This is a genomic window from Burkholderia sp. AU30198 (assembly GCF_020419825.1).
In the GTDB taxonomy this organism is placed as follows: Bacteria; Pseudomonadota; Gammaproteobacteria; order Burkholderiales; family Burkholderiaceae; genus Burkholderia.
The window spans coordinates 98,093-117,917 of record NZ_JAIZSA010000008.1; the positions used below are offsets into that span (position 1 = coordinate 98,093).

Sequence of the window (19,825 nt, forward strand, 5' to 3'; positions counted from 1 at the left end):
CGGATCGCCCGGGATACGCGAGCGCCAGCCGAGGCCGGCTCGCGCCGGCGTCAGAACGACGAACTGATTTCAATGCAGGAACTGGACATGACGGACGTAGTGATCGTATCGGCCGCGCGAACCGCGGTCGGCAAATTCGGCGGTTCGCTTGCGAAGATCGCGGCGCCGGAGCTGGGCGCGACGGTGATCCGCGCGGTGCTGGAGCGGGCGGGCGTGAAGCCCGAGCAGGTCAGCGAAGTGATCATGGGCCAGGTGCTGACGGCCGGTTCCGGGCAGAACCCGGTGCGGCAGTCGCTGATCAAGGCCGGGCTGCCGACGGCAGTGCCGGGGATGACGATCAACAAGGTGTGCGGCTCGGGCCTGAAGGCCGTGATGCTGGCGGCGAACGCGATCGTCGCGGGCGACGCGGAGATCGTGATCGCAGGCGGCCAGGAGAACATGAGCGCGTCGCCGCACGTGCTGCCGGGCTCGCGGGACGGGTTCCGGATGGGCGACGCGAAGCTGGTCGACACGATGATCGTCGACGGCCTGTGGGACGTGTACAACCAGTACCACATGGGCATCACGGCGGAGAACGTCGCGAAGGAATACGGGATCACGCGCGAAGCGCAGGACGCGTTCGCGGCGCTGTCGCAGAACAAGGCGGAAGCCGCACAGAAGGCCGGTCGCTTCAACGACGAGATCGTGCCGGTGGCGATTCCGCAACGCAAGGGCGAGCCGCTGCAGTTCGCCACCGATGAATTCGTGCGTCATGGCGTGACGGCGGAATCGCTGGCGGGGCTGAAGCCGGCGTTCTCGAAGGACGGCTCGGTGACGGCGGCGAACGCGTCGGGGCTGAACGACGGCGCCGCGGCGGTGCTGGTGATGTCGGCACAGAAGGCGGTGGCGCTGGGTCTGACGCCGCTGGCGCGGATCAAGGCGTACGCGAACGCGGGCGTGGATCCGAGCGTGATGGGGATGGGCCCGGTGCCGGCATCGCGCCGGTGCCTGGAGCGCGCGGGCTGGACGCCGGGCGATCTGGACCTGATGGAAATCAACGAGGCATTTGCAGCGCAGGCGCTGGCGGTGCACAAGCAGATGGGCTGGGACACGTCGAAGGTGAACGTGAACGGCGGGGCGATCGCGATCGGCCACCCGATCGGCGCGTCGGGCTGCCGGATCCTGGTGACGCTGCTGCACGAGATGGCCAAGCGCGATGCGAAGCGCGGGCTGGCGTCGCTGTGTATCGGCGGCGGGATGGGCGTCGCGCTCGCGGTCGAGCGCGCGTGAGCAGGGTCTGACACACGTCCCGCGTGTGGCGCCGGCCGGCGCCGCATGCGGGCGAAGCGGTTTTCGCGCACGACAAGCCGTGAACAACAAGCGCGAGGTGCCGGTGCGTGCCGTGCCCGCGATGCGGGCGGCTGCGCATCGAAGCGGCGGGGCGGCAGCAGGTGCGATGCCGTCGCCCCGCCTTCATCGATTACTTTTCTGTCGGTAATTTATAGGATGACTAAGCGAATTGCAGTTGTGACTGGTGGAATGGGTGGCCTCGGCGAAGCGGTCAGCATCAGGTTGAACGACGCGGGCCACCGGGTAGTCGTCACGTATTCGCCGAACAACACCGGCGCGGACCGCTGGCTGACCGAGATGCATGCGGCCGGCCGCGAGTTCCACGCGTACCCGGTGGACGTGGCCGACCACGATTCGTGCCAGCAATGCATCGAGAAGATCGCGCGGGACGTCGGCCCGGTCGACATTCTCGTGAACAACGCGGGCATCACGCGCGACATGACGCTGCGCAAGCTCGACAAGGTCAACTGGGATGCGGTAATCCGCACGAACCTCGATTCCGTGTTCAACATGACGAAGCCGGTCTGCGAAAGCATGGTCGAGCGCGGCTGGGGCCGCATCGTCAACATCTCGTCGGTGAACGGTTCGAAAGGCTCGGTCGGCCAGACCAACTACGCGGCCGCGAAGGCCGGCATGCACGGCTTCACGAAATCGCTCGCGCTCGAAATCGCGCGCAAGGGCGTGACGGTGAACACGGTGTCGCCGGGCTACCTCGCGACGAAGATGGTCACGGCGATCCCGCAGGACATCCTCGACTCGAAGATCCTCCCGCAGATTCCGGCGGGCCGGCTCGGCAAGCCCGAGGAAGTCGCGGCGCTGGTCGCTTACCTGTGCTCGGAGGAGGCCGGCTTCGTGACGGGCTCCAACATCGCGATCAACGGCGGGCAGCACATGCACTGACGCGCAGTGGTCCGGCGGTCCGGCGCTCCGGCGGCGTGCGCGCACGTGCCGGGCCGCGTTCCGCACTATCCAGTGCCAGGGCGGCGGCAGGTGCGCCGCTTCGGCTTTGCATTCCGGAGAAGGCATGGGCGACACCTGGATGGGACTCGCGATCGGCGGCACGGCACTGGCCGTCGCGCTGACGATGGCGGTCTCGCTCTACTGGCTCGAGCGGCGCCGTGCGCGCCTGCTGCGGAACTTCGATCATCGCGATTGCTGGCTCGTCGCGTACGGCAAGTGCTTCGCGCGCGTGCGGGCCAGGCCGGCACGCCGCCTGCGCGGCGCGCGTTGACGGCAGCGGCGGCGCGGCAGTGACGCGTCACGGTTGACGAGCGGTCACGCATCGCGCGCACGCCACAGGCGAGGCGCGCGATGCCCATGGTCAATCGCTCTTTTCGCTCTTTCCACCCGACTCGCCCGAGTCGTTCTTGTGGAAGATCCGCTTCGTCGTGCGCTTGGTGGCATCCCAGCCTTCGCGCGACGCGTGTGCGACCCCGTGCCCGACCGCCTTTGCGGCGCTCGCGGTCGCGTGGCCGAAGCTGCGGGCCGCCTCGCCGGTCTTGTGCGCGGCTTCCTTCGAATCGCGCTTGATGTCCTGCTTCACTTCCGACATGTCCGCGTGCGCGATCGGGCTGATCAGCGCCAGAACGAGCGCGGTACCAATGAACTGACGAACTTTCACGTCCTGGTTTCCTTCCGTTGAGTAAGCGGCTTCATCGAGGCGCCGCATTGCCGGCTGGCGCCGGGCGAAACGCGCCGGCCGCCGACGCGTCGAGCATCACTGCCGCGCGGCCGGACAGCAGCACGCGCTCGCCGCAGCGCAACGCGAAGCCGTACAGCACCGAGCGGGCATCGCCGCTCACGCGCTCCGCTTCGACGACGAGCGGTTGCGCGAACGTGTCGAGCCGGTCGACGAACGCGTCGACGTTGCGCACGCTCGCGAGATAGCCGACGCGCGGGCGCGCTTCGTGCGCACCGAGCAGTGCGCCGTGCACGGCCATTGCCTGCGCCGCGTATTCGATGCCGCAGACCGATGCGAGCCGGCCGTGCGTGCGCAGCGGGTTGTGTGGATCGCGGTGGCTCGTCGCGGTGCAGCGGATGCGGTCGGCATCCCACGCATCGACCGTATCGAGCACGCACATCGCACCGTCGTGCGGAATGTGCGCGGCAATCCACGCGTGGTCGAGCGGCGGCGCGAGCGGGTTGGTCGCGGTCATCGCGCACGCTCCGTGAACGTATCCGGCATCGCGACATCGACCTGCACGCGTGTGTCGGCCAGGTAGTCGAGCACGACGCGTGTCGAACGCCGCGCGGCGAGCGCGTCGAGCAGCGGCAGCACGCGCGCGGCCGGATTGCCGGCGCGCAGTGCGTCGAGTTCGGCATGCGCGAGCGTCGTGGCCGGCGCGTCGGTGAGTTGCACGTCGATGCGGGCGAGCGCGCGTTCGCTCGCGTCGGGCGCGAGCACGAGCGCCACGCCGAATGCGTCGCCGATCGGCCGCACCGCGCGCAGCGGTTCCGGATAGTCGGTGTCGTACGCGATCAGCAGGGTCGGCACGCGATCGACCGCGACCTGGCACAGGCTTTCGAGCAGGCCTGCGGCAAAGCTGCCGTCGTGCGCGCACAGCACGTTCGACGTCGCCATCGCGCGGGTCGCGATGCTCCAGTAGCCGGCCGGCGCGTTGTGCACGGAGTTGTGGAAGCGCGTCGGCGACAGCTGACGATCGTCGCCGGCAAGCGTCTCGCAGATCGCGTGGCAATTCTGGCCGTCGCCGCCCGACGCGCTGAACACGGTCGCGAGCGTCGCGGCGTCGCGTCCGCTCGCGGCTACCGCTTCGTGGCCGGCCGCGAGCGCCACGCGCACGACGGGGCCGGTGCGGCGCCGCTCGGCCGACGGCAGGCCGGCCGGCGGCGGCAGCTCGGTGCGGGCCGGTGCATACGGCGCGCGGCCCGCGAGCACGTCGGCCGTGTGCGGCCAGTCGGTCAATCCGGGGCCGACGAGGCCGATGCTTTCGATGAAGGCGGTGAGTGTCATGGCGGGCCTCAACGGCGGGCGTGGTCGGCGCGGCCGAGGATCAGGCTGCAATTCGTGCCGCCGAAGCCGAACGAATTGGAGAGGACGGCGCGTACGCGCGCATCGCGGCTCGCGAGCACGTAGTCGGCGGCGAGGGCCGGGTCGGGCTGCGTCGTGTTGACGCCGGCCGGCACGAACTGCTCGCGCAGCGCGAGCGCGGCGACGACCGCCTCGAGCGCGCCCGCCGCACCGAGCGTATGGCCGGTCGCCCCCTTCGTCGAGCTGCATGGCGTGCTGGCGAACAGCGCGCCGATCGCGCGGCTTTCGGCGGCGTCGTTGCTCGGCGTCGCGGTGCCGTGCAGGTTCACGTAGTCGATGTCGGTCGCGCCGAGGCCGGCGGACGCGAGCGCCTGCTCGATCGCGACGCGCGCGCCGAGCCCGTCCGGATGCGGTGACGACATGTGATGCGCGTCGCTCGATTCGCCGATGCCGAGCAGCAGGATCGCGTGGGCGTCGAGTGCGGCGGGCCGGTCGGGCACGCGTTCGACGAGCGCGAACGCGGCGGCCTCGCCGATCGAGATGCCGTCGCGCGCGACGTCGAACGGACGGCACGGCTGGCGCGACAGCAGCTCGAGCGAATTGAAGCCGTACAGCGTCGTCAGGCACAGCGAATCGACGCCGCCGACAACGGCCGCGTCGATCAAGCCCGCCTCGATCATGCGGCGCGCGGAGCCGAACACCTTCGCGCCGGACGAGCAGGCGGACGAGATCGCCATCGCCGGCCCGCGCAGCGCGAAAAACGCGCGCACGAATGCGGCCGGCGAATACGGGTTGTGCGTCTGTGCGTAGCGGAAGTCGGCGGGCAGCGCACCGCTCGCCGGATCGCGGCGCTGGTACGCGTGCTCGGTTTCTAGGATGCCGGCCGTGCTCGTGCCGATGAACACGCCGACGCGCGCCGCGCCGTAGCGCGCGACGGCTGCCGCAACGCGTGCGTCGAAGCCGTCCTGCGTGAGGCCGAGCTGCGCAAGGCGGTTGTTGCGGCACGCGAAATCGGCGAGGTCGGCACGCACGGGCTGTGCATCGACGCCATCGACCGCACCGATCCACGTGTCGAGATCCGCACGCTCGAAGTCGCAGGGCGTGAGCCCGCCGCGCGCGTGGCGCAGCGCATCGAGGGTCGCATCGAGGCCGCGGCCGATGCAGCTGGTGGCGGTGAAGTGCGAGAGCAGGAGAGGTTTCACGAGGGTCGCATCCGGTGGCCGGAACGGGCGCCGCAGCAGGGCTGGCAGGCGCGCCGTTCGAGGTCAGATTTTATCAAACGGGGGGGCCGAACCGGCCGGCTCGCCAGGCTTGCCGGGCGGTTCCGGCGCGAGCGCCGCGCGCAGCGTGGTCCAGTGCAACTGCGCGTCGGCGGCCGCACGCAGCACCGCTTGCAGCACGTCGAGCACGACCGGTTCGCCGCGCGCGTCGCGCGCCGCGTGGCCGTCGTGCACGAGCAGGATGTCGCGCGCGTCGAGACCGCGCAGCAGGCGGCGCGTGACGGTCGCGGCATCGTGTGCGCGCGTGTCGAAGCCGCGCCGCGTCCAGCTCGCGAGTTGCAGGCCGAGCTCGCACAGCACCGGTTCGAGAAACGGATTGCGCAGGCCGGCCGGCGCGCGGAAGAACAGCGGGCGCGTACCGGCGATTTCGGTCAGCGTCTGCTGCGCGGCCGCGATCTCGCGCCGCAGCGCGGCGGGCCCCGACAGCGAGAACGTGTGCCGGTGCCGCTGGCTATGGTTCTCGATCGCGTGACCGCGCGCGACGATCGCCTCGATCCAGCGCGGATGACGGCGCGCGAGATTGCCGATACAGAAGAACGTCGCGCGCGCGTCGTAACGGTCGAGCAGGTCGAGCACGCGCGGCGTGACGTCCGGGTCCGGGCCGTCGTCGATCGTCATTGCGATCCGGCGGCCGACGCCGGGCGGCAGGCGCGTCCAGTTCGGGCCGAGCAGCGTGCTGCGCGGCCACAGGCCGGCGGCGGTCAGCGCGAGATGCGACGCGACCACGCCGCCGACGGCCCACGGCCACGCGGCCGGCTGCGCGACGACGGCCGCGGCCGCGCCCGCATGCAGCGCGGCCGTGCCCGCGATCAACGGCGTCGGCTTCCAGCGGCGCGTATCGCCGGGCTGTCGCGACGGAACGGACGACGGCGCGTTCATGCGCGGTTTCCTTGATGACGGTTGACGGCCGCGGCCTCGGCCGCGCGCGGTGCGAGAATCGCCGCGAACGCGAGCGCGAGCATCGCGCCGGGGCCGACGGTCAGCCCGAAGGTTTCGAGCAGCGGCACGCGCGACAGCGCGAGCAGCCCGAAGCCGGCGACCGTCGCGAGGTTCGCGATCAGCAGCGACACGAGTGTGTAGGGCGTGACGGGCTGCGCGTCGTCGCGCTTGCAGAAGAACAGTGCGTAGTTCGAACCGACCGCGACGATCAGCAGCATCCCGACGAGATGCAGGATCGTCAGTTGCACGCCGGCGAGCGCGAAGCCGGCCGTCACGACCAGCACGGCCGCGACGAGCGGCGCGAGCGCACGCACGACGCGGCGCGGCGAGCGCAGTGCGATCAGCAACAGGACGGCGATCGCGGCAAAACCCGCGAGCGACAGCCGGATGTCTTCATGCACGTAGCTCACGTACAGGCGATCGGCTTCGGCCTTCATGTCGACGAATAGCGCATCGGGCACGCTCGCGCGCGCGACGGCCGTGCGAATCGGCGTGGCATCGAGACTCGATGCCGGGTGCGCAGTGCGGGCGGCATCCGGCGCGCGCAGTGGCAGCATCGCGCTCCAGCGGCCGTCACGTTCGGTCAGCAGCGCATCGACGGCGAGCGCCATCGATGTGCCGTGCAGGTCGGCGCGCGTCAGCAGCGGTGCGCGGCGCGCGTCCTCGACGTCGGTGATGAACGGTGCGAAGAGGTCGGGCTTGACCGCGATCGGCTGGTTCGCGACGGCGTTGTGCATCCGCGCCGCGAGCACGTCGGCATCGGGCAGGCTCGCCAGGCGCGCGCGCTGCGCGGCGTCGCTCGGCAGGTAGCGCGCGGGGCTTTCGAAGCCGGCGAGCGCACCCCGGTCGACGAGCGGCTGCAATTGCGCGGCCACTTTTTCGGCGCCTTTGAGCGCGGCCTGTTCGGTCGATGCGGAAATCACGACGAGGTAGCGCACGTCGGGTGCGCCGACATCGGCGCGCAACCGCGCGTCGAGGGCTTGCGCTTGTGCCGGCACTGGGCTCAGCGCAGCGAGTTCGCGGCTCCACAGGCCGTCGCGATGCAGCACGAGCGTCGCGCCCGCGGCGATCACCAGCACGGCGAGCGGCCAGCGCAGCCGCGGTGCGGCGTCGGCCGCGCGCGCGAGCACGGCGCCGACACGCGACACGTCGCGGATCGCGACATGCTCGCCGCGCAGGTGCGGCAGCACGAAGCGGGTGACGAGCGCGGCGGCCGTCAGCCCGACGATCGAATACAGCCCGAGCTGCACGAGGCCCGGGAAGCCGGAGAACAGCATCGACGCGAACCCGCACACGGAGGTCAGCACACCGAGCCGGATCGTCGGCCAGTACGCGGCGACCCAGGCGCGCGTCGCGTCGGCCGGGCGTGCCGCACCGCGCGTGCCGGCCTGCGCCGATTGCACGAACAGGTAGATCGAATAGTCGACGGCTTCGCCGATCAGCGTCGTGCCGAAGCCGAGCGTCAGCCCGTGGACCGTGCCGAACGCGAGGCTGACCGCCGCGATTCCCGCCGCGACGCCCGTCAGCACCGGCAGCAAGCCGAGTGCGAGCGTGCGCGGCGACCGATACAGCGTCAGCAGCAGCGCGACGATCAGCACGACACTCGCCGTCGACAGTCGCTCGACGTCGTGCCGGATCGTGTCGCGCGTGTCGACCGAGAACACGCCGGGGCCCGTCATCGCGAGCGTGGTCGCGGCCGCGTTCGGCACGGCCTGCTTTGCGGTGGCGAACGCGCGGCGCACCGTGTCGATCGCGCGGGCCTGCGCGTCGGTATCGGAACCGGCGGCGGCCGTCTGCACGACGAGCACCGCGCGCGTGCCGTCGCGCGATGCCCACACGCCGTCGCGGCTCGCCGGTTCGGCCGCGCTGTCGAGCTGGTCGACGAGCGCGGCGACTTCGCCAGTCGGGTCGCGCGGCAGCATCGCCTTGGCTACGAGGCCGGCCGACGAGCTCAGCAGGTCGAGGCTGTCGCCGAGCGCCTGATGCAGGCCGGCGGCGCTGAAGCGCTGCGGCGTGACGGCCGGGCTCAGCAGGTAGCGGTGATCGAAGATGAACTGCCGGTCGCGCGCGTCGTTCGCGCCTTCCCCGTTGTGAACGGCCGCGAATTGCGGATCGGTGCGCAGCGCACCGGCGACACGTCGTGACAGCGCGGCGCGCGCGGCGGCATCGCCGCCGTCGATCGCGACGAGGATCAGCCGCGACACGATGCCGTCGCGCAACTGGTCGACGAGCACGCGCTGCCCGGCGCTCGGCGCGCTCGGCAGGAAGGCGGACAGGTCGGCCGTGAAGTGCGCGCGCCCGATCGCGACGCCGCACGCGAGAAGCGCGAGCAGCCACACGAGCACCGCGCGCTGCCGCAGCGCGTGCAGGCGGCGGGTGACCGGTGACGACGAGGGCCGGGTGCGTTCGTCCATCAGTTCGGGTTCGCCGGAACGGGTTGCAGGCGCATCACCGAACGATCACCGTCAGCCTGCCGGATCGCGACGCTGCGCAACACGTCGCGCGTGCCGTCGAGCGTGATCGTGCTGACGACCTTCAGCATCCGCGAGTCGAGCGGCGTCAGCGTCAGCGTCCAGTCGTCGCCGCGCCCGGCGAGCGCGACCTTGTACACCTGTTCGAGCGCGAAGCGATTGCCGGCGAGCGTCGCGCGGATGCTGTCGATGAACGCGCCGAGTTCCGGATAGCGCGCGAGCGCGAGCGTGTACTTGCGGTTGTTGCGCTCGACGGTGAGCATGTCGCCGTCGACGACGAGGTGTTCGGGCTTCGGGCTCAGCGTGTGCTTCTCGAGATGGTCGGGCGCGACGAACACGAGCTCGCCGGACGATTCGACCGGCTGCGTCGCGATCGACAGGTATTTCGTCTCGGTGAACGTCGCACGCCCCGACTTGTGCTGCGCAAGTGTCGACATCAGCCGGTCGAGGCTCCACGCCGGTGCCGTGTCGGCCGCCTGCGCGGGCGTGGCGGCCAGCGCGATCGCCGCGGTGGTTGCCGCGATGGCGACGGCTACCGTGCGGACGGCACGACGCAGCGTGGACGGGAGCGTGGGCAGGCAGCGGCGAACGGCGGTCATGCGTCGGAATCCCTCGTGGCGGACAGGCCGGCACCGGTGCGCGCCGCGTCGCTGCGCGCAGCCGCGGCATCGCCGCCTCGCCAGAAATCGAAATAGTTGAACCAGTTGTACGGCGCCGCGCGGCAGTACTTGTCGAGCAGCGCGACGTAGCGCGCGAGTGCCGCGTCGACGGCCGCCGCGCGCGCGTCGCGCCGCACGTCGGAGAAATCGGCGAGCGTCTCGAAGTGCACATCGTAGCGGTTGCCGTCGCGATAGAGGCCCGTCATGAAGATCACCGGACGCTTCAACATCGCGGCCATGTAGAGCGGCCCGAGCGGGAACGCGGCCGGCGCGCCGAGCAGCGGCAGCCGCCGCAGCGACGCGGCCGCGTCGTCGAGCAGCGTGCGGTCGGCGAGCATGCCGACCATGCAGTTCGCGTCGAGGCGCTCGCGTACCTTCAGCATCGAGTCGACCTGGCCGAGCGGAATCACTTCCGGCTGCGCGGCGGGATTCACCGCGGCGAGCGTCGCGTTGATCTTGCGCGCGTTCTTCTCGTACATCGTCACGACGACGCGCAGGTCCGGGTGCGTGCGGCCGATCGCGCGCACGACCTCGAAGCTGCCGAGATGCGCGCCCATCAGGAACGCGCCGCGTCCGCCCGCGAGGGCTTCGTCGACGAGCGTTTCACCGTGCAACCGGATGTCGAACAGGTCGAAGCGCCCGTTCATCAGGTAGACGCGGTCGTGGATCGTCGCCGCGAACGTGAACACGTGCCGGTACACGTCGCGCCAGCGCGCGGGGCGGCCGAGCACGCGGCGCAGGTAGTCGCGCGACGCCGCGCACGCGACCGGCGAGAACAGCACGAAATACGTCGCGATCAGATGCAGCACGACACGCGCGCGCTGCCGGCCGAAGCGCAGCGAGATCCACGTCATCGCGCGCAGCAAGCCCGCATTGCTGCGCTCCTGGCGCTCGGCCCACGCGGTGCGCTTCATGGCTGCGCGCCATCCTGCGCGGCCGGCGGCGCGGACAGCACGCCGCTCGCGACCTCGCGCGCCCCGGCGTGCAGCGTGAAGCGGATCGTGCCGCTGGCGGCCGGGTCGAACGTGAGTTCGAGCGGTTCGCCGGGCGCGACCCGGCTCAGGAATTTCGCAGAACCGAGCCGCCACGTGTGCAGTGGGCGGTTCAGCGCCGTGCCGATCGCATGGATCGCATGATCGAGCAGCACGACACCCGGCACGACCGGATGGCCGGGGAAGTGGCCGGGCAGTGCCGGGTGATCGGCGGGGATCGTGAACCCGAGCGTGGGCGCGGCGGCCGGGTTGCGTACGGGCGTCGGCGCCGCCGAAGTGCGCGCATGTTGCGCAACGATTGCGGCGAGCACGTCGCGCGGCAGCTTGCCCGTTTCGTTGCGCGGCAGCGCGTCGACGAACACGAGCGGGCGCGGCATGAACGCGGGATCGATCCGCTCGCGCAGCGCGCGCTGCAGACCGGCTGCCGCGAGCGTCGGCGCGACGACCAGCGCGACGAGGCGCGTGACCGGTTCGAGGCCCGCGTCGGCGTGCGCCGGCACGGCTTCGTCGGGCATGAAGAACACGCCGTCGATCACGTCCGGAATCGCATTGAGCTGATGGTTCAGGTACGCGAGCGACGTGCGCTTGCCGGCGATGTTGACGAGGTCGGCCTTGCGGCCGTGCAGCAGGAACCGGCCATCGCCGAGCAGTTCGAGCGCATCGCCCATCGGCACGGGCGCCTCGACGTGCCCGCCCGACACCCAGATCGTCGGCTCGCCGTCGTCGCTCTCCGGTTCGTCGCGCGCGTCGAGCCGGATGCCCGGGAACAACGCCCACGTCGCGCCTTGCGACGTGCGGCGGGTGGCAATCTGGCCGGTCTCGGTGCTGCCGTAAATTTCGACGAGCGGCGCGTCGAGCGCGGCTTCGGCTTCGCACGCGAGCTTTTCCGACAGCGGCGCGGTGGCCGACAGCACGAGCGCCGCGGGCGGCAGCGCATGGCCGGCCGCCAGCAGCGCTCGCAGGTGGATCGGCGACGTGACGAGCACGCGCGGCTGCGGGATCGCGTCGAGTTCGTCGCGAATGTCGACCGGGTAGAACGGCTGGCGGTTGCTGAACGCGAGGCCGCCGATCAGCGCGAGCAGCACGGTCGACTCGAAGCCGTACATGTGCTGCGCGGGCACCGTGCCGATCAGCGTGGCCGCGCGGCCGTCGAGCAGCCCGAGGCGGTCGGCCGCCGCGCGCACGCAGCCGACCAGGAAGCCCCAGGTCTTGCGGTGCGGCACCGGTGCACCGGTCGAGCCGGATGTGAACACGTAAGCCATGATTCGCGCCGCATCGATCTGCGGAACGGCGAACGGCGCATCGCTCGCGAGCTCGCCGGGAGCGGCTTCGGGGTACGCGAAGCGCGGCAGGTCGATCGTGCAGTCGGGCGCGTCGTGCAGGCAGAACGCGTCGGGTGCGAACGACGCGAGCTGGCGAACCATTTCCGGCGTGTGCGTCGACGGCAGCAGGCTGATCTTGCCGGCCACGAGCGCGGCGCACAGGCTGACCGCGAAGCGGTAGCGGTCGCGGCACACGTTGAACACGTGGCCGCCGGCGGGCAGCGCGGCGGCCACGCGCGCGACGTCGGCGACGAACGCGCGCACGGTGACGGGCGAGCCGTCGCGCCAGGCGATCGTCTGGTCCGGCGATGAATGGAAAACCAGCGGGTGAGTCGGCATAAATCAGTCAAAACGGGAGCGAAGGCCGGCGCGCCGCGTGGCGGCGCCGCACCGGCCGTGAATTCATCGTGACGCCTGCGACGCGTGGGTCGTCGCGCGATACGCGCGCACCGCATCGACCATGCGCGGCCGCGCCTCGTGCGGCAGTGCGAAGCGCCGGCACGCATGCTCGGCGGCGAACATCACGGCGACGAGCGGCAGCGACAAGTAGTTCGCGAACGTCGACCACGTGACGATCGGCGCGGTCGCGAACAGCAGCGTCGACACGGCGGCGATCGCGACGAAGAACAGGGTCCACGCGAGCGTGATCTGTCGCGTGTAGCGCGCGACGGCCGGCGTGATCGCGCCGTGGATCATCGTCGCGAAACGCGTGCACAGCGGCACCTGGCCGGCCGCGAGCGTGCGGCCGAACAGCAGCGCCATCGCGAGGTTGAAACTCGCGTGTTCCAGATACAGGCCCCATTCGAAATGCCGGGCGAGCGGCACGCGCGCGGCCCATAGCGCGACGGTGGCAAGCAGCCACGCCGGCACGAACCAGCTGCGATGCGGCGAGCGCAGTGCCGCGCCGAGCGCGAGCAGCAGCGGCGGCACGAGCGCCATCGCGAGGCCGAAGCCGTGCGCGCCGGGCGTCGCGGCCGCGTAGTGCGCGCCGGCCTGGTAGGCCGCGACGGCACCGACTGCGGCGACGCCGCGCGCGACGGGCAGCAGCCGGCTCATCGGCGGCCTCCGCGCACACGGCGCGGGTACCCGTTGCCGGCGGCCGGGTGGCAGCGGACGGACGGGCGAACCGTAACGGAGCGGAAGGACGGGCGCGGCATGACTGGCGACATCGGGAAGATCGTGGCCGGACGCGGTGGTCGGGCCGTCAAACATCATATGAATGGCGGCCGGGACGCGGGTCCGGGCCGGTGGTCGGGCACGCTCATTTTAGGGCCGCGGCACCGCGTGTTCGGGGCAGGCGCGAACGGGTTTTGTAACCGATTGTATGGCGTCGGACGAACGGTTTCGCGGGGTCGGTCCATTTCCATCCAAAGCGGCTCAAGCGTCTGGTGCATTCGGGTCCCGAAACGGGTCGCGGCGCCGGCTCGCCAGTCTGTAACCAATGGCGGTATACGGCCCGATACCCGTTCGTCTAGAATCCGCGTAACTTTTACAAACGATCCCCAAATAACGCAGGCGGGGAAGCCGGCAGACGCCGGAGGGACGGAGATTCGCACGCGCCGGGCGTGCATGGCGATTGCCGTTTCCGGGCGCCTTCCGCTGCCACGGGCCGCCTGCCCGCACGCATGATGAACGCACTGGAACAAGAGCTCGCCACACTGATCATCGGCGAACTGAATCTCGAAGACGTCCCGCTCGAAACAGTAACGGCCGGGACCCCGCTGTATGGCGAGGGTTTCGGGCTCGACTCCATCGACATCCTGGAAATCGCACTGCTGATCTCGAAGAAGTACGGCTTCGAGCTGCGTTCGGACAATCCGGACAACCAGAAGATCTTTGCGACGCTCGGTGCACTGGCTGCGTACGTGGCCGCGCACCGCACGAAGTGACGGTGTCGCGCACGGGCGCGGCGCGCAAATGATGACGGCACGCGGCCGCGATCGGCAGACGATTTGCGGCCGCGTCGATCGAGGTGGAACGCGATGAACGGAGCAATTCGATGCGGGCGCTCGTGACGGGCGGCAGCGGCGCACTCGGGCAGGCGATCTGCACGGCGCTCGCGCAGGCCGGCCATGAAGTGTGGGTGCATGCGAATCGCCATCTCGCGCAGGCGGAGGCGGTCGCGCAGCAGATCGTCGCGGCCGGCGGCACCGCGCACGCGATCGCGTTCGACGTGACCGACGCCGATGCGACGCTCGCCGCGCTGAAGCCGTTCATCGACGATGCGCCGGTGCAGATCCTCGTCAACAACGCGGGCATTCACGACGACGCGCCGATGGCCGGCATGTCGCAGCGGCAGTGGCACAGCGTGATCGACGTGACGCTCAACGGCTTCTTCAACGTCACGCAGCCGCTGCTGTTGCCGATGATCCGCACGCGGCGCGGCCGGATCGTCAACATCGCGTCGGTGGCCGGCGTGACCGGCAATCGCGGGCAGGTCAACTACGCGGTCGCGAAGGCGGGGCTGATCGGCGCGACGAAGTCGCTGTCGCTCGAGCTCGCGTCGCGCGGCATCACCGTGAACGCGGTGGCGCCCGGCATCATCGAATCGCCGATGGCCGAACAGGCGTTTCCCGCCGAACGCATCAAACAGCTCGTACCCGCGCAGCGCGCGGGCCGGCCCGACGAAGTCGCGGCGATGGTCGCGTATCTGGTATCCGACGCCGCGGCCTATGTGACAGGACAGGTGCTGTCCGTCAACGGCGGGCTCGCATGACGCAGCGCGCAGTGTCGGCGTGACGTAACGCAACGCGGCGCAGGCCGCGATGTTGCGCGGCCTGCGCCGCCTAGTGAGGAAATCGAAGTGTCCGTGCATCCAGTCGACGCCGAACGGCGCCCGTGTTCCCTGTCGTCCTCTGCCGTGCCCGTCGCGCGCGGGCAGACGGCGGCCGGGCCGGCCGCATCGCGATCGGGCGAATCGCTCGCGGGTGGCGGCGACCGCGCGCTGCGGCTCGTCCGGATGAGCCATGCGCGGCTCGCCGCATTGCTGCACGATGCGCGCAATCGTGGCGACGGATTCGACCACGTTTTGCCTGGCGCGTTGGGCGCGGTGTGCATCGGCGCGGGCGGCTCGCCACGCGAATCCCGAACCGAATCCCGAACCGGATCGCGCGCGGACGCGGCGGCACGGATGCTGGCCGATGTCGTGCCCGACCTGCCGGTCGCGCCGGTGCCGATGACGCTGCTCGGCGCAGGCATCGCGCCGGACGACGCCGTCTGCGAAATCTGGCAATGCCATGCGCGCGACTTGCGCAGCGAACGGCGCGGCGCGCTGCACTATCGGTACAGCGAAGCGGCGGGCCTCGTGTTCGGCAGCATCGTCGTGCACGAGACGAGCGGTACGCACGAATCACCCGAATCACCCGCATCACCCGAATCACCCGCATCACCCGCATCGCACGATCGCGGCACGCCGCTCGAACGCGCGACGCACGACGCGTACCGCGCGCTGTTCGACGTGCTCGATTCGCTCGGCATGCCGCACCCGCTGCGTATCTGGAATACCGTGCCGGCGATCAATGCGGTGCAGTTCGGGATCGAGCGCTATCGTCAGTTCAATATCGGCCGCCAGCACGCGTTCGATGCGTGCCGCCGCGCGCTGACGGGCGGCGTGCCGGCCGCATGCGCGCTCGGTTCGGTCGTGCCGGTCGCGGGCGATGCAGCGCCTGCCGCGCCGCTCGCGATCCATTTCCTCGCGAGCCGCACGCCGGCCGATCCGGTCGAGAACCCGCGCCAGGTCAGCGCGTATCACTACCCGGCGGAGTACGGCCCACGTGCGCCGACGTTCGCGCGCGCAGCCGCATGGACGGAAGGCGACGCCGCGCCGGTGCTGTTCGTGTCGGGCACCGCGAGCATCGTCGGGCACCGCACCGTGCATCACGGCGACGTCGTCGCGCAAACGCGCGCGACGGTCGCGAACCTCGCGGCCGTGCTCGAGCAGGCCGCGCGCCAGGGGCACGGCCCGTTCTCGCTCGCCGACCTGAGCTATCGCGTCTACGTGCGCGACGCCGGCGACACCGCGGCGCTGGCCGCGATCGAGCGCGTGCTGCGCGAGATGGCCGGCCCCGGCGTGCGGCCGCTCATCGTCCATGCGGACGTGTGCCGCGACGACCTGCTGGTCGAGATCGAGGCCAGCGCGGGTCATGAGGAGGCGTGGCTGTCATGAAGCGAGAAAGCCTCACGATCGAGCAACCGGCCCCGCACGCGGGCGACGTCGATGAAGCCTGCCGACGGTCGCCGGCAAGTCATAAACTTTTGTCAGGATCCCCGTCTTCGCAATCGGCCGTTTCCATGTCCAAGCTGCACGCCTCGTCCACCCATCTCGTCCTGATTCCGAGCTACAACCCGGGCGTCAAGGTCGACACGACCGTCCGCAATGCTCGCGCGCAGTGGAATCCGGTGTGGGTCGTCGTCGACGGCAGCACCGACGGCAGCGCCGAACGGCTGCAGGCGATGGCCGAGCGCGACCCGGGGTTGCGCGTGATCGTGCTGCCGGAGAACCGCGGCAAGGGCGCCGCGGTGCTCGCCGGGCTCGACGCGGCGGCCGCGGGCGGCTTCACGCATGTGTTGACGATGGATTCCGACGGCCAGCATCCGGCCGACCTGATTCCCGCATTCATGGCCGCGTCGCAGGCCACGCCCGACGCGATGGTGCTGGGCGTGCCGAAGTTCGACGCGAGCGCGCCGCAGTTGCGCGTGCAGGGGCGCCGGCTGTCGAACGCATGGGCCGACCTCGAGACGCTGTGGGCCGGGATCGGCGATTCGCTGTACGGGTTTCGCGTGTATCCGGTCGCGCCGCTTGCCGCGATCATGCGCCGCCAGCCGTGGATGCGCGGCTTCGACTTCGATCCCGAGGCGGCCGTGCGGCTGTGCTGGGCCGGCGTGCGTCCGATCCGCATCGACGCGCCGGTGCGCTATTTCGGCCGGCACGAGGGCGGCGTCTCGCATTTCCACTACGGCCGCGACAACGCGCTGCTCGCGTGGATGCACCTGCGCCTGTTCATCGGCTTCGCGGTGCGGCTGCCGATGCTGGTCGCGCGGCGGCTGATGCGTCGCCGCGACCAGACCGCCTGAGCAGGTCCGGTTTCCATGCCGATCGTCGCCCGGTTGCGGCGATTGCGCCGATTTTTGTCATCAATCCCGCGTCGGGGTGCCGCTTCGTTTCAGTCCGATGAGTAATGAACGTGTCATCGGATGTAAACATCTGGTAATTTTCTGCCGGATTATGCAAAATCGCCGCTCCCAAATACAACTATCGAGGGATCCGGGATGCAACTCAAGAAAGCGGTGGCAGCGTGTGGCGTGGCGTTTCTGTTGAGCGCGTGCGGCGGAATTCAGAGCCTTGACGCGAACAGCCTGACGTCGGCGGGGACGAGCCTGTACAAGGCGGCGACGCTGTCGGATGCGGACATCGCCGCACTGTCGAACGACTCGTGCAAGGCGAGCGATGCCGAATCGAAGGTCGCGCCGGCGAACAGCGCGTACGCGAAGCGCCTGACGAAAGTGATGAAGGGCTTCGGCGACATGACGCTGAACAGCCAGAAGATCAACTACAAGGTCTACGTGACCAAGGACGTCAACGCGTGGGCGATGGGCAACGGCTGCGTGCGCGTGTACAGCGGCCTGATGGACATGATGAACGACGACGAGCTGCGTGGCGTGATCGGCCATGAAATGGGCCACGTCGCCCTCGGCCACTCGAAGAAGGCGATGCAGACGGCCTACGCGGTCAGCGCGGCACGCACCGCGGCTGGCGCGGCATCGCCGGGCGTGGCGGCACTGACGAGCTCGCAGCTCGGCGACATCACCGAGAAGTTCATCAACGCACAGTTCTCGCAGTCGCAGGAAAGCGCGGCCGACGACTACTCGTTCGACCTGCTCAAGCAGAAGGGCATGAACCAGAAGGGTCTCGTCACGTCGTTCCAGAAGCTCGCGAAGCTGGACGGCGGCAAGAGCTCGATGATGGATTCGCACCCGTCGTCGGCGAGCCGCGCGCAGCACATCGAGGATCGCATCGCGAAGGGCAGCTGATCGGGCAACGGGTCGCCTGCCGAAGCGGGCGATCCAGCGACGAAATGAAAACCCCCACGCTCTTCCGGGCGTGGGGTTTTGTTTTGGGGCGTGCGCCGCTTACGGCACCATGCCCGGCAGCAGGTACGCCTGCGTGAGCGTGATCAACCCGACGATCACCGCGAACAGCAGGCTGTGCCGCACCGTGAAGCGGAACAGCTCCGACTCCTTGCCGACGAGGCCCGTCGCCGCGCAGGCGACCGCGATCGACTGCGGCGAAATCATCTTCGCGGTCACGCCGCCCGTCGTGTTCGCGGCCACCGCGAGCGTCTCGGGTACGCCGAGCTGATGGGCCGTGGCCTGCTGCAGCGAGCAGAACAGCGCATTCGACGACGTGTCCGAGCCCGTCAGGAACACGCCGAGCCAGCCGAGGAACGGCGAGAAGAACGGGAACGCGGCGCCGGTCGAGGCCAGCATCAGCGCGAGCGTCGACGACATTCCCGAATAGTTCGCGACGAACGCGAACGCGAGCACGAGGCCGATCGACAGGATCGGGCGCGTCAGCTCCTTCAGCGTCTCGCCGAACGTGACGAGCGCGTCGCGCGGCTTCATCCGCAGCAGCGCCATCGAGATCAGCGCGGTCACGAGGATCGCGCTGCCCACCGCCGACACGAGATCGATCTTCAGCACGGCCTCGAGCACCTTCGGCGTCGCAGCGATCGGCGCGATCTTCACGACGAGCTGGTCGAGCCCCGCGACATGGAACTTCAGCACGGTCGACGCGAGCGCGCCGTGCGCGGCGAACAGCGCCTTGAATGGCGCGATGCTCCATACGGTGACGACGGCCGTCAGGATCAGGAACGGCGACCACGCGCGCACAGTCTGCGCGAGCGTGTACGGTGAGGCCTGCCGGCTGGTGCCGGTGCCGAAGCCGTTGCGCGCGCCCGTGCCGCCGAAGCCCGCGAGCGCGGCGCCGCCGCCCGAAGCGACGAGGCCGCCGGCCGGCTGCTTCTCGGTGCGCGGCTGCCAGACCTTCAGGAACGCGGCGAGCGCGACGAGGCTGACGAGCGACGACGTGATGTCCGGCAGCTCGGGCCCGATGTGGTTCGACGTGAAGTATTGCGTCACCGCGAAGCTGCCGCCCGCGACGAGCGCGGCCGGCCAGGTCTGCCGCACGCCGCGCAGCCCGTCCATCATGAACACGAGCCAGAACGGCACCGCGAGCGACAGCAGCGGCAGCTGGCGGCCGGCCATCGCGCCGATATGGAGCGGATCGATACCCGTCACCTGCCCGGCGACGATGATCGGGATGCCCATCGCACCGAACGCGACCGGCGCAGTGTTTGCAATCAGACACAGTCCTGCCGCGTGCAGCGGCTTGAAGCCGAGGCCGACGAGCAGAGCGGCCGTGATCGCGACAGGCGCACCGAAACCGGCCGCGCCTTCGAGGAACGCGCCGAACGAGAAGCCGATCAGCAGCATCTGCAGGCGCTGGTCGTCGGTGATCGACAGCACGGACGCGCGAATGATGTCGAACTGGCCGGTCTTCACGACGATCTTGTACAGGAACACGGCCGCGACGATGATCCACGCGATCGGCCAGATGCCGTACGCGAAGCCGAAGCCGGCCGCCGCGAGCGCCTGCGGCACGGGCATGCCGTACGCGAGGATCGCGACGCCGAGCGACAGCAGCAGCGTGATTGCCGCGGCGACGTGGCCCTTGAGCCGCAGCACGGCCAGCGCGACGAAAAAGAAGATGATCGGGATTGCGGCGACGAACGCCGACAGCCCGAGGCTGCCGAGCGGGGTGTAGATCTGATGCCAGGCCTGCATGG

The 19,825-nt window shown here is 70.1% G+C and carries 19 protein-coding genes; 8 read left to right on the top strand and 11 right to left on the bottom strand.

Going from position 1 to position 19,825, the window contains the following annotated elements; genetic code table 11:
• Positions 1-87 precede the first annotated feature (87 nt).
• The 3 genes from LGN19_RS18790 to LGN19_RS18800 all read left to right on the top strand — a co-directional run bounded on the left by LGN19_RS18790 (position 88) and on the right by LGN19_RS18800 (position 2,560).
• Positions 88-1,269: an acetyl-CoA C-acetyltransferase gene (locus LGN19_RS18790; protein WP_226216523.1), complete on the top strand. Its 1,182-nt coding sequence runs from the start codon at positions 88-90 to the stop codon at positions 1,267-1,269.
• Between the two features lie 216 nt (positions 1,270-1,485).
• Positions 1,486-2,229: an acetoacetyl-CoA reductase gene (phbB, locus tag LGN19_RS18795; protein WP_041492959.1), complete on the top strand. Its 744-nt coding sequence runs from the start codon at positions 1,486-1,488 to the stop codon at positions 2,227-2,229.
• Positions 2,230-2,353: 124 nt separating this feature from the next.
• Positions 2,354-2,560: a hypothetical protein gene (locus tag LGN19_RS18800; RefSeq protein ID WP_105815070.1), complete on the top strand. Its 207-nt coding sequence runs from the start codon at positions 2,354-2,356 to the stop codon at positions 2,558-2,560.
• A 90-nt stretch (positions 2,561-2,650) separates the two neighbouring features.
• Here LGN19_RS18800 and LGN19_RS18805 read toward each other — a convergent pair whose 3' ends face one another.
• The 10 genes from LGN19_RS18805 to LGN19_RS18850 all read right to left on the bottom strand — a co-directional run bounded on the left by LGN19_RS18805 (position 2,651) and on the right by LGN19_RS18850 (position 13,037).
• Positions 2,651-2,998, bottom strand: a complete 348-nt coding sequence (locus tag LGN19_RS18805) for a hypothetical protein (protein ID WP_122946278.1) — start codon at positions 2,996-2,998, stop codon at positions 2,651-2,653.
• Positions 2,982-3,485 (bottom strand): hotdog family protein, encoded by a 504-nt coding sequence (locus tag LGN19_RS18810; protein ID WP_122946277.1) that lies wholly within the window; start codon positions 3,483-3,485, stop codon positions 2,982-2,984. The genes LGN19_RS18805 and LGN19_RS18810 overlap by 17 nt, the downstream gene beginning before the upstream one ends.
• Positions 3,482-4,300 carry a beta-ketoacyl synthase chain length factor gene (locus tag LGN19_RS18815; RefSeq protein WP_226216525.1) on the bottom strand — a complete coding sequence of 273 codons (819 nt, stop codon included), beginning with the start codon at positions 4,298-4,300 and terminating at the stop codon, positions 3,482-3,484. Before LGN19_RS18815 ends, LGN19_RS18810 begins: the two co-directional genes overlap by 4 nt.
• Positions 4,301-4,308: 8 nt before the next feature.
• Positions 4,309-5,520: a beta-ketoacyl-[acyl-carrier-protein] synthase family protein gene (locus tag LGN19_RS18820; RefSeq protein ID WP_226216527.1), complete on the bottom strand. Its 1,212-nt coding sequence runs from the start codon at positions 5,518-5,520 to the stop codon at positions 4,309-4,311.
• A gap of 63 nt (positions 5,521-5,583) precedes the next feature.
• Positions 5,584-6,477 carry a polysaccharide deacetylase family protein gene (locus LGN19_RS18825; RefSeq protein ID WP_226216529.1) on the bottom strand — a complete coding sequence of 298 codons (894 nt, stop codon included), beginning with the start codon at positions 6,475-6,477 and terminating at the stop codon, positions 5,584-5,586.
• Positions 6,474-8,951, bottom strand: a complete 2,478-nt coding sequence (locus tag LGN19_RS18830) for an MMPL family transporter (protein ID WP_226216531.1) — start codon at positions 8,949-8,951, stop codon at positions 6,474-6,476. The genes LGN19_RS18825 and LGN19_RS18830 overlap by 4 nt, the downstream gene beginning before the upstream one ends.
• A complete protein-coding gene (locus LGN19_RS18835) occupies positions 8,951-9,607 on the bottom strand; it encodes an outer membrane lipoprotein carrier protein LolA (protein WP_226216533.1) in 657 nt (218 codons plus the stop codon). Before LGN19_RS18835 ends, LGN19_RS18830 begins: the two co-directional genes overlap by 1 nt.
• Positions 9,604-10,581 carry an acyl-CoA synthetase gene (locus tag LGN19_RS18840; protein ID WP_122946271.1) on the bottom strand — a complete coding sequence of 326 codons (978 nt, stop codon included), beginning with the start codon at positions 10,579-10,581 and terminating at the stop codon, positions 9,604-9,606. The genes LGN19_RS18835 and LGN19_RS18840 overlap by 4 nt, the downstream gene beginning before the upstream one ends.
• Complete coding sequence (locus LGN19_RS18845; protein ID WP_226216535.1) at positions 10,578-12,320, bottom strand: AMP-binding protein; 1,743 nt, start codon at positions 12,318-12,320, stop codon at positions 10,578-10,580. Before LGN19_RS18845 ends, LGN19_RS18840 begins: the two co-directional genes overlap by 4 nt.
• A 63-nt stretch (positions 12,321-12,383) precedes the next feature.
• Complete coding sequence (locus LGN19_RS18850; RefSeq protein ID WP_226216536.1) at positions 12,384-13,037, bottom strand: hypothetical protein; 654 nt, start codon at positions 13,035-13,037, stop codon at positions 12,384-12,386.
• A gap of 572 nt (positions 13,038-13,609) precedes the next feature.
• On the opposite strand from LGN19_RS18850, the gene LGN19_RS18855 reads away from it, so the two are divergent.
• The 5 genes from LGN19_RS18855 to LGN19_RS18875 all read left to right on the top strand — a co-directional run bounded on the left by LGN19_RS18855 (position 13,610) and on the right by LGN19_RS18875 (position 18,011).
• Entirely contained in the window at positions 13,610-13,870 is a 261-nt protein-coding gene (locus LGN19_RS18855) for a phosphopantetheine-binding protein (RefSeq protein ID WP_041490598.1), read from the top strand.
• A gap of 110 nt (positions 13,871-13,980) precedes the next feature.
• Complete coding sequence (gene fabG / locus LGN19_RS18860) at positions 13,981-14,697, top strand: 3-oxoacyl-ACP reductase FabG (RefSeq protein WP_226216537.1); 717 nt, start codon at positions 13,981-13,983, stop codon at positions 14,695-14,697.
• 87 nt (positions 14,698-14,784) lie between these two features.
• Complete coding sequence (locus LGN19_RS18865; protein ID WP_226216538.1) at positions 14,785-16,146, top strand: endoribonuclease L-PSP; 1,362 nt, start codon at positions 14,785-14,787, stop codon at positions 16,144-16,146.
• 125 nt (positions 16,147-16,271) lie between these two features.
• A complete protein-coding gene (locus tag LGN19_RS18870) occupies positions 16,272-17,054 on the top strand; it encodes a glycosyltransferase family 2 protein (protein WP_226216539.1) in 783 nt (260 codons plus the stop codon).
• 195 nt (positions 17,055-17,249) lie between these two features.
• Entirely contained in the window at positions 17,250-18,011 is a 762-nt protein-coding gene (locus tag LGN19_RS18875) for a M48 family metallopeptidase (RefSeq protein WP_122946267.1), read from the top strand.
• A gap of 99 nt (positions 18,012-18,110) precedes the next feature.
• Here LGN19_RS18875 and LGN19_RS18880 read toward each other — a convergent pair whose 3' ends face one another.
• A complete protein-coding gene (locus LGN19_RS18880) occupies positions 18,111-19,823 on the bottom strand; it encodes a lactate permease LctP family transporter (RefSeq protein ID WP_226216541.1) in 1,713 nt (570 codons plus the stop codon).
• Positions 19,824-19,825 lie beyond the last annotated feature (2 nt).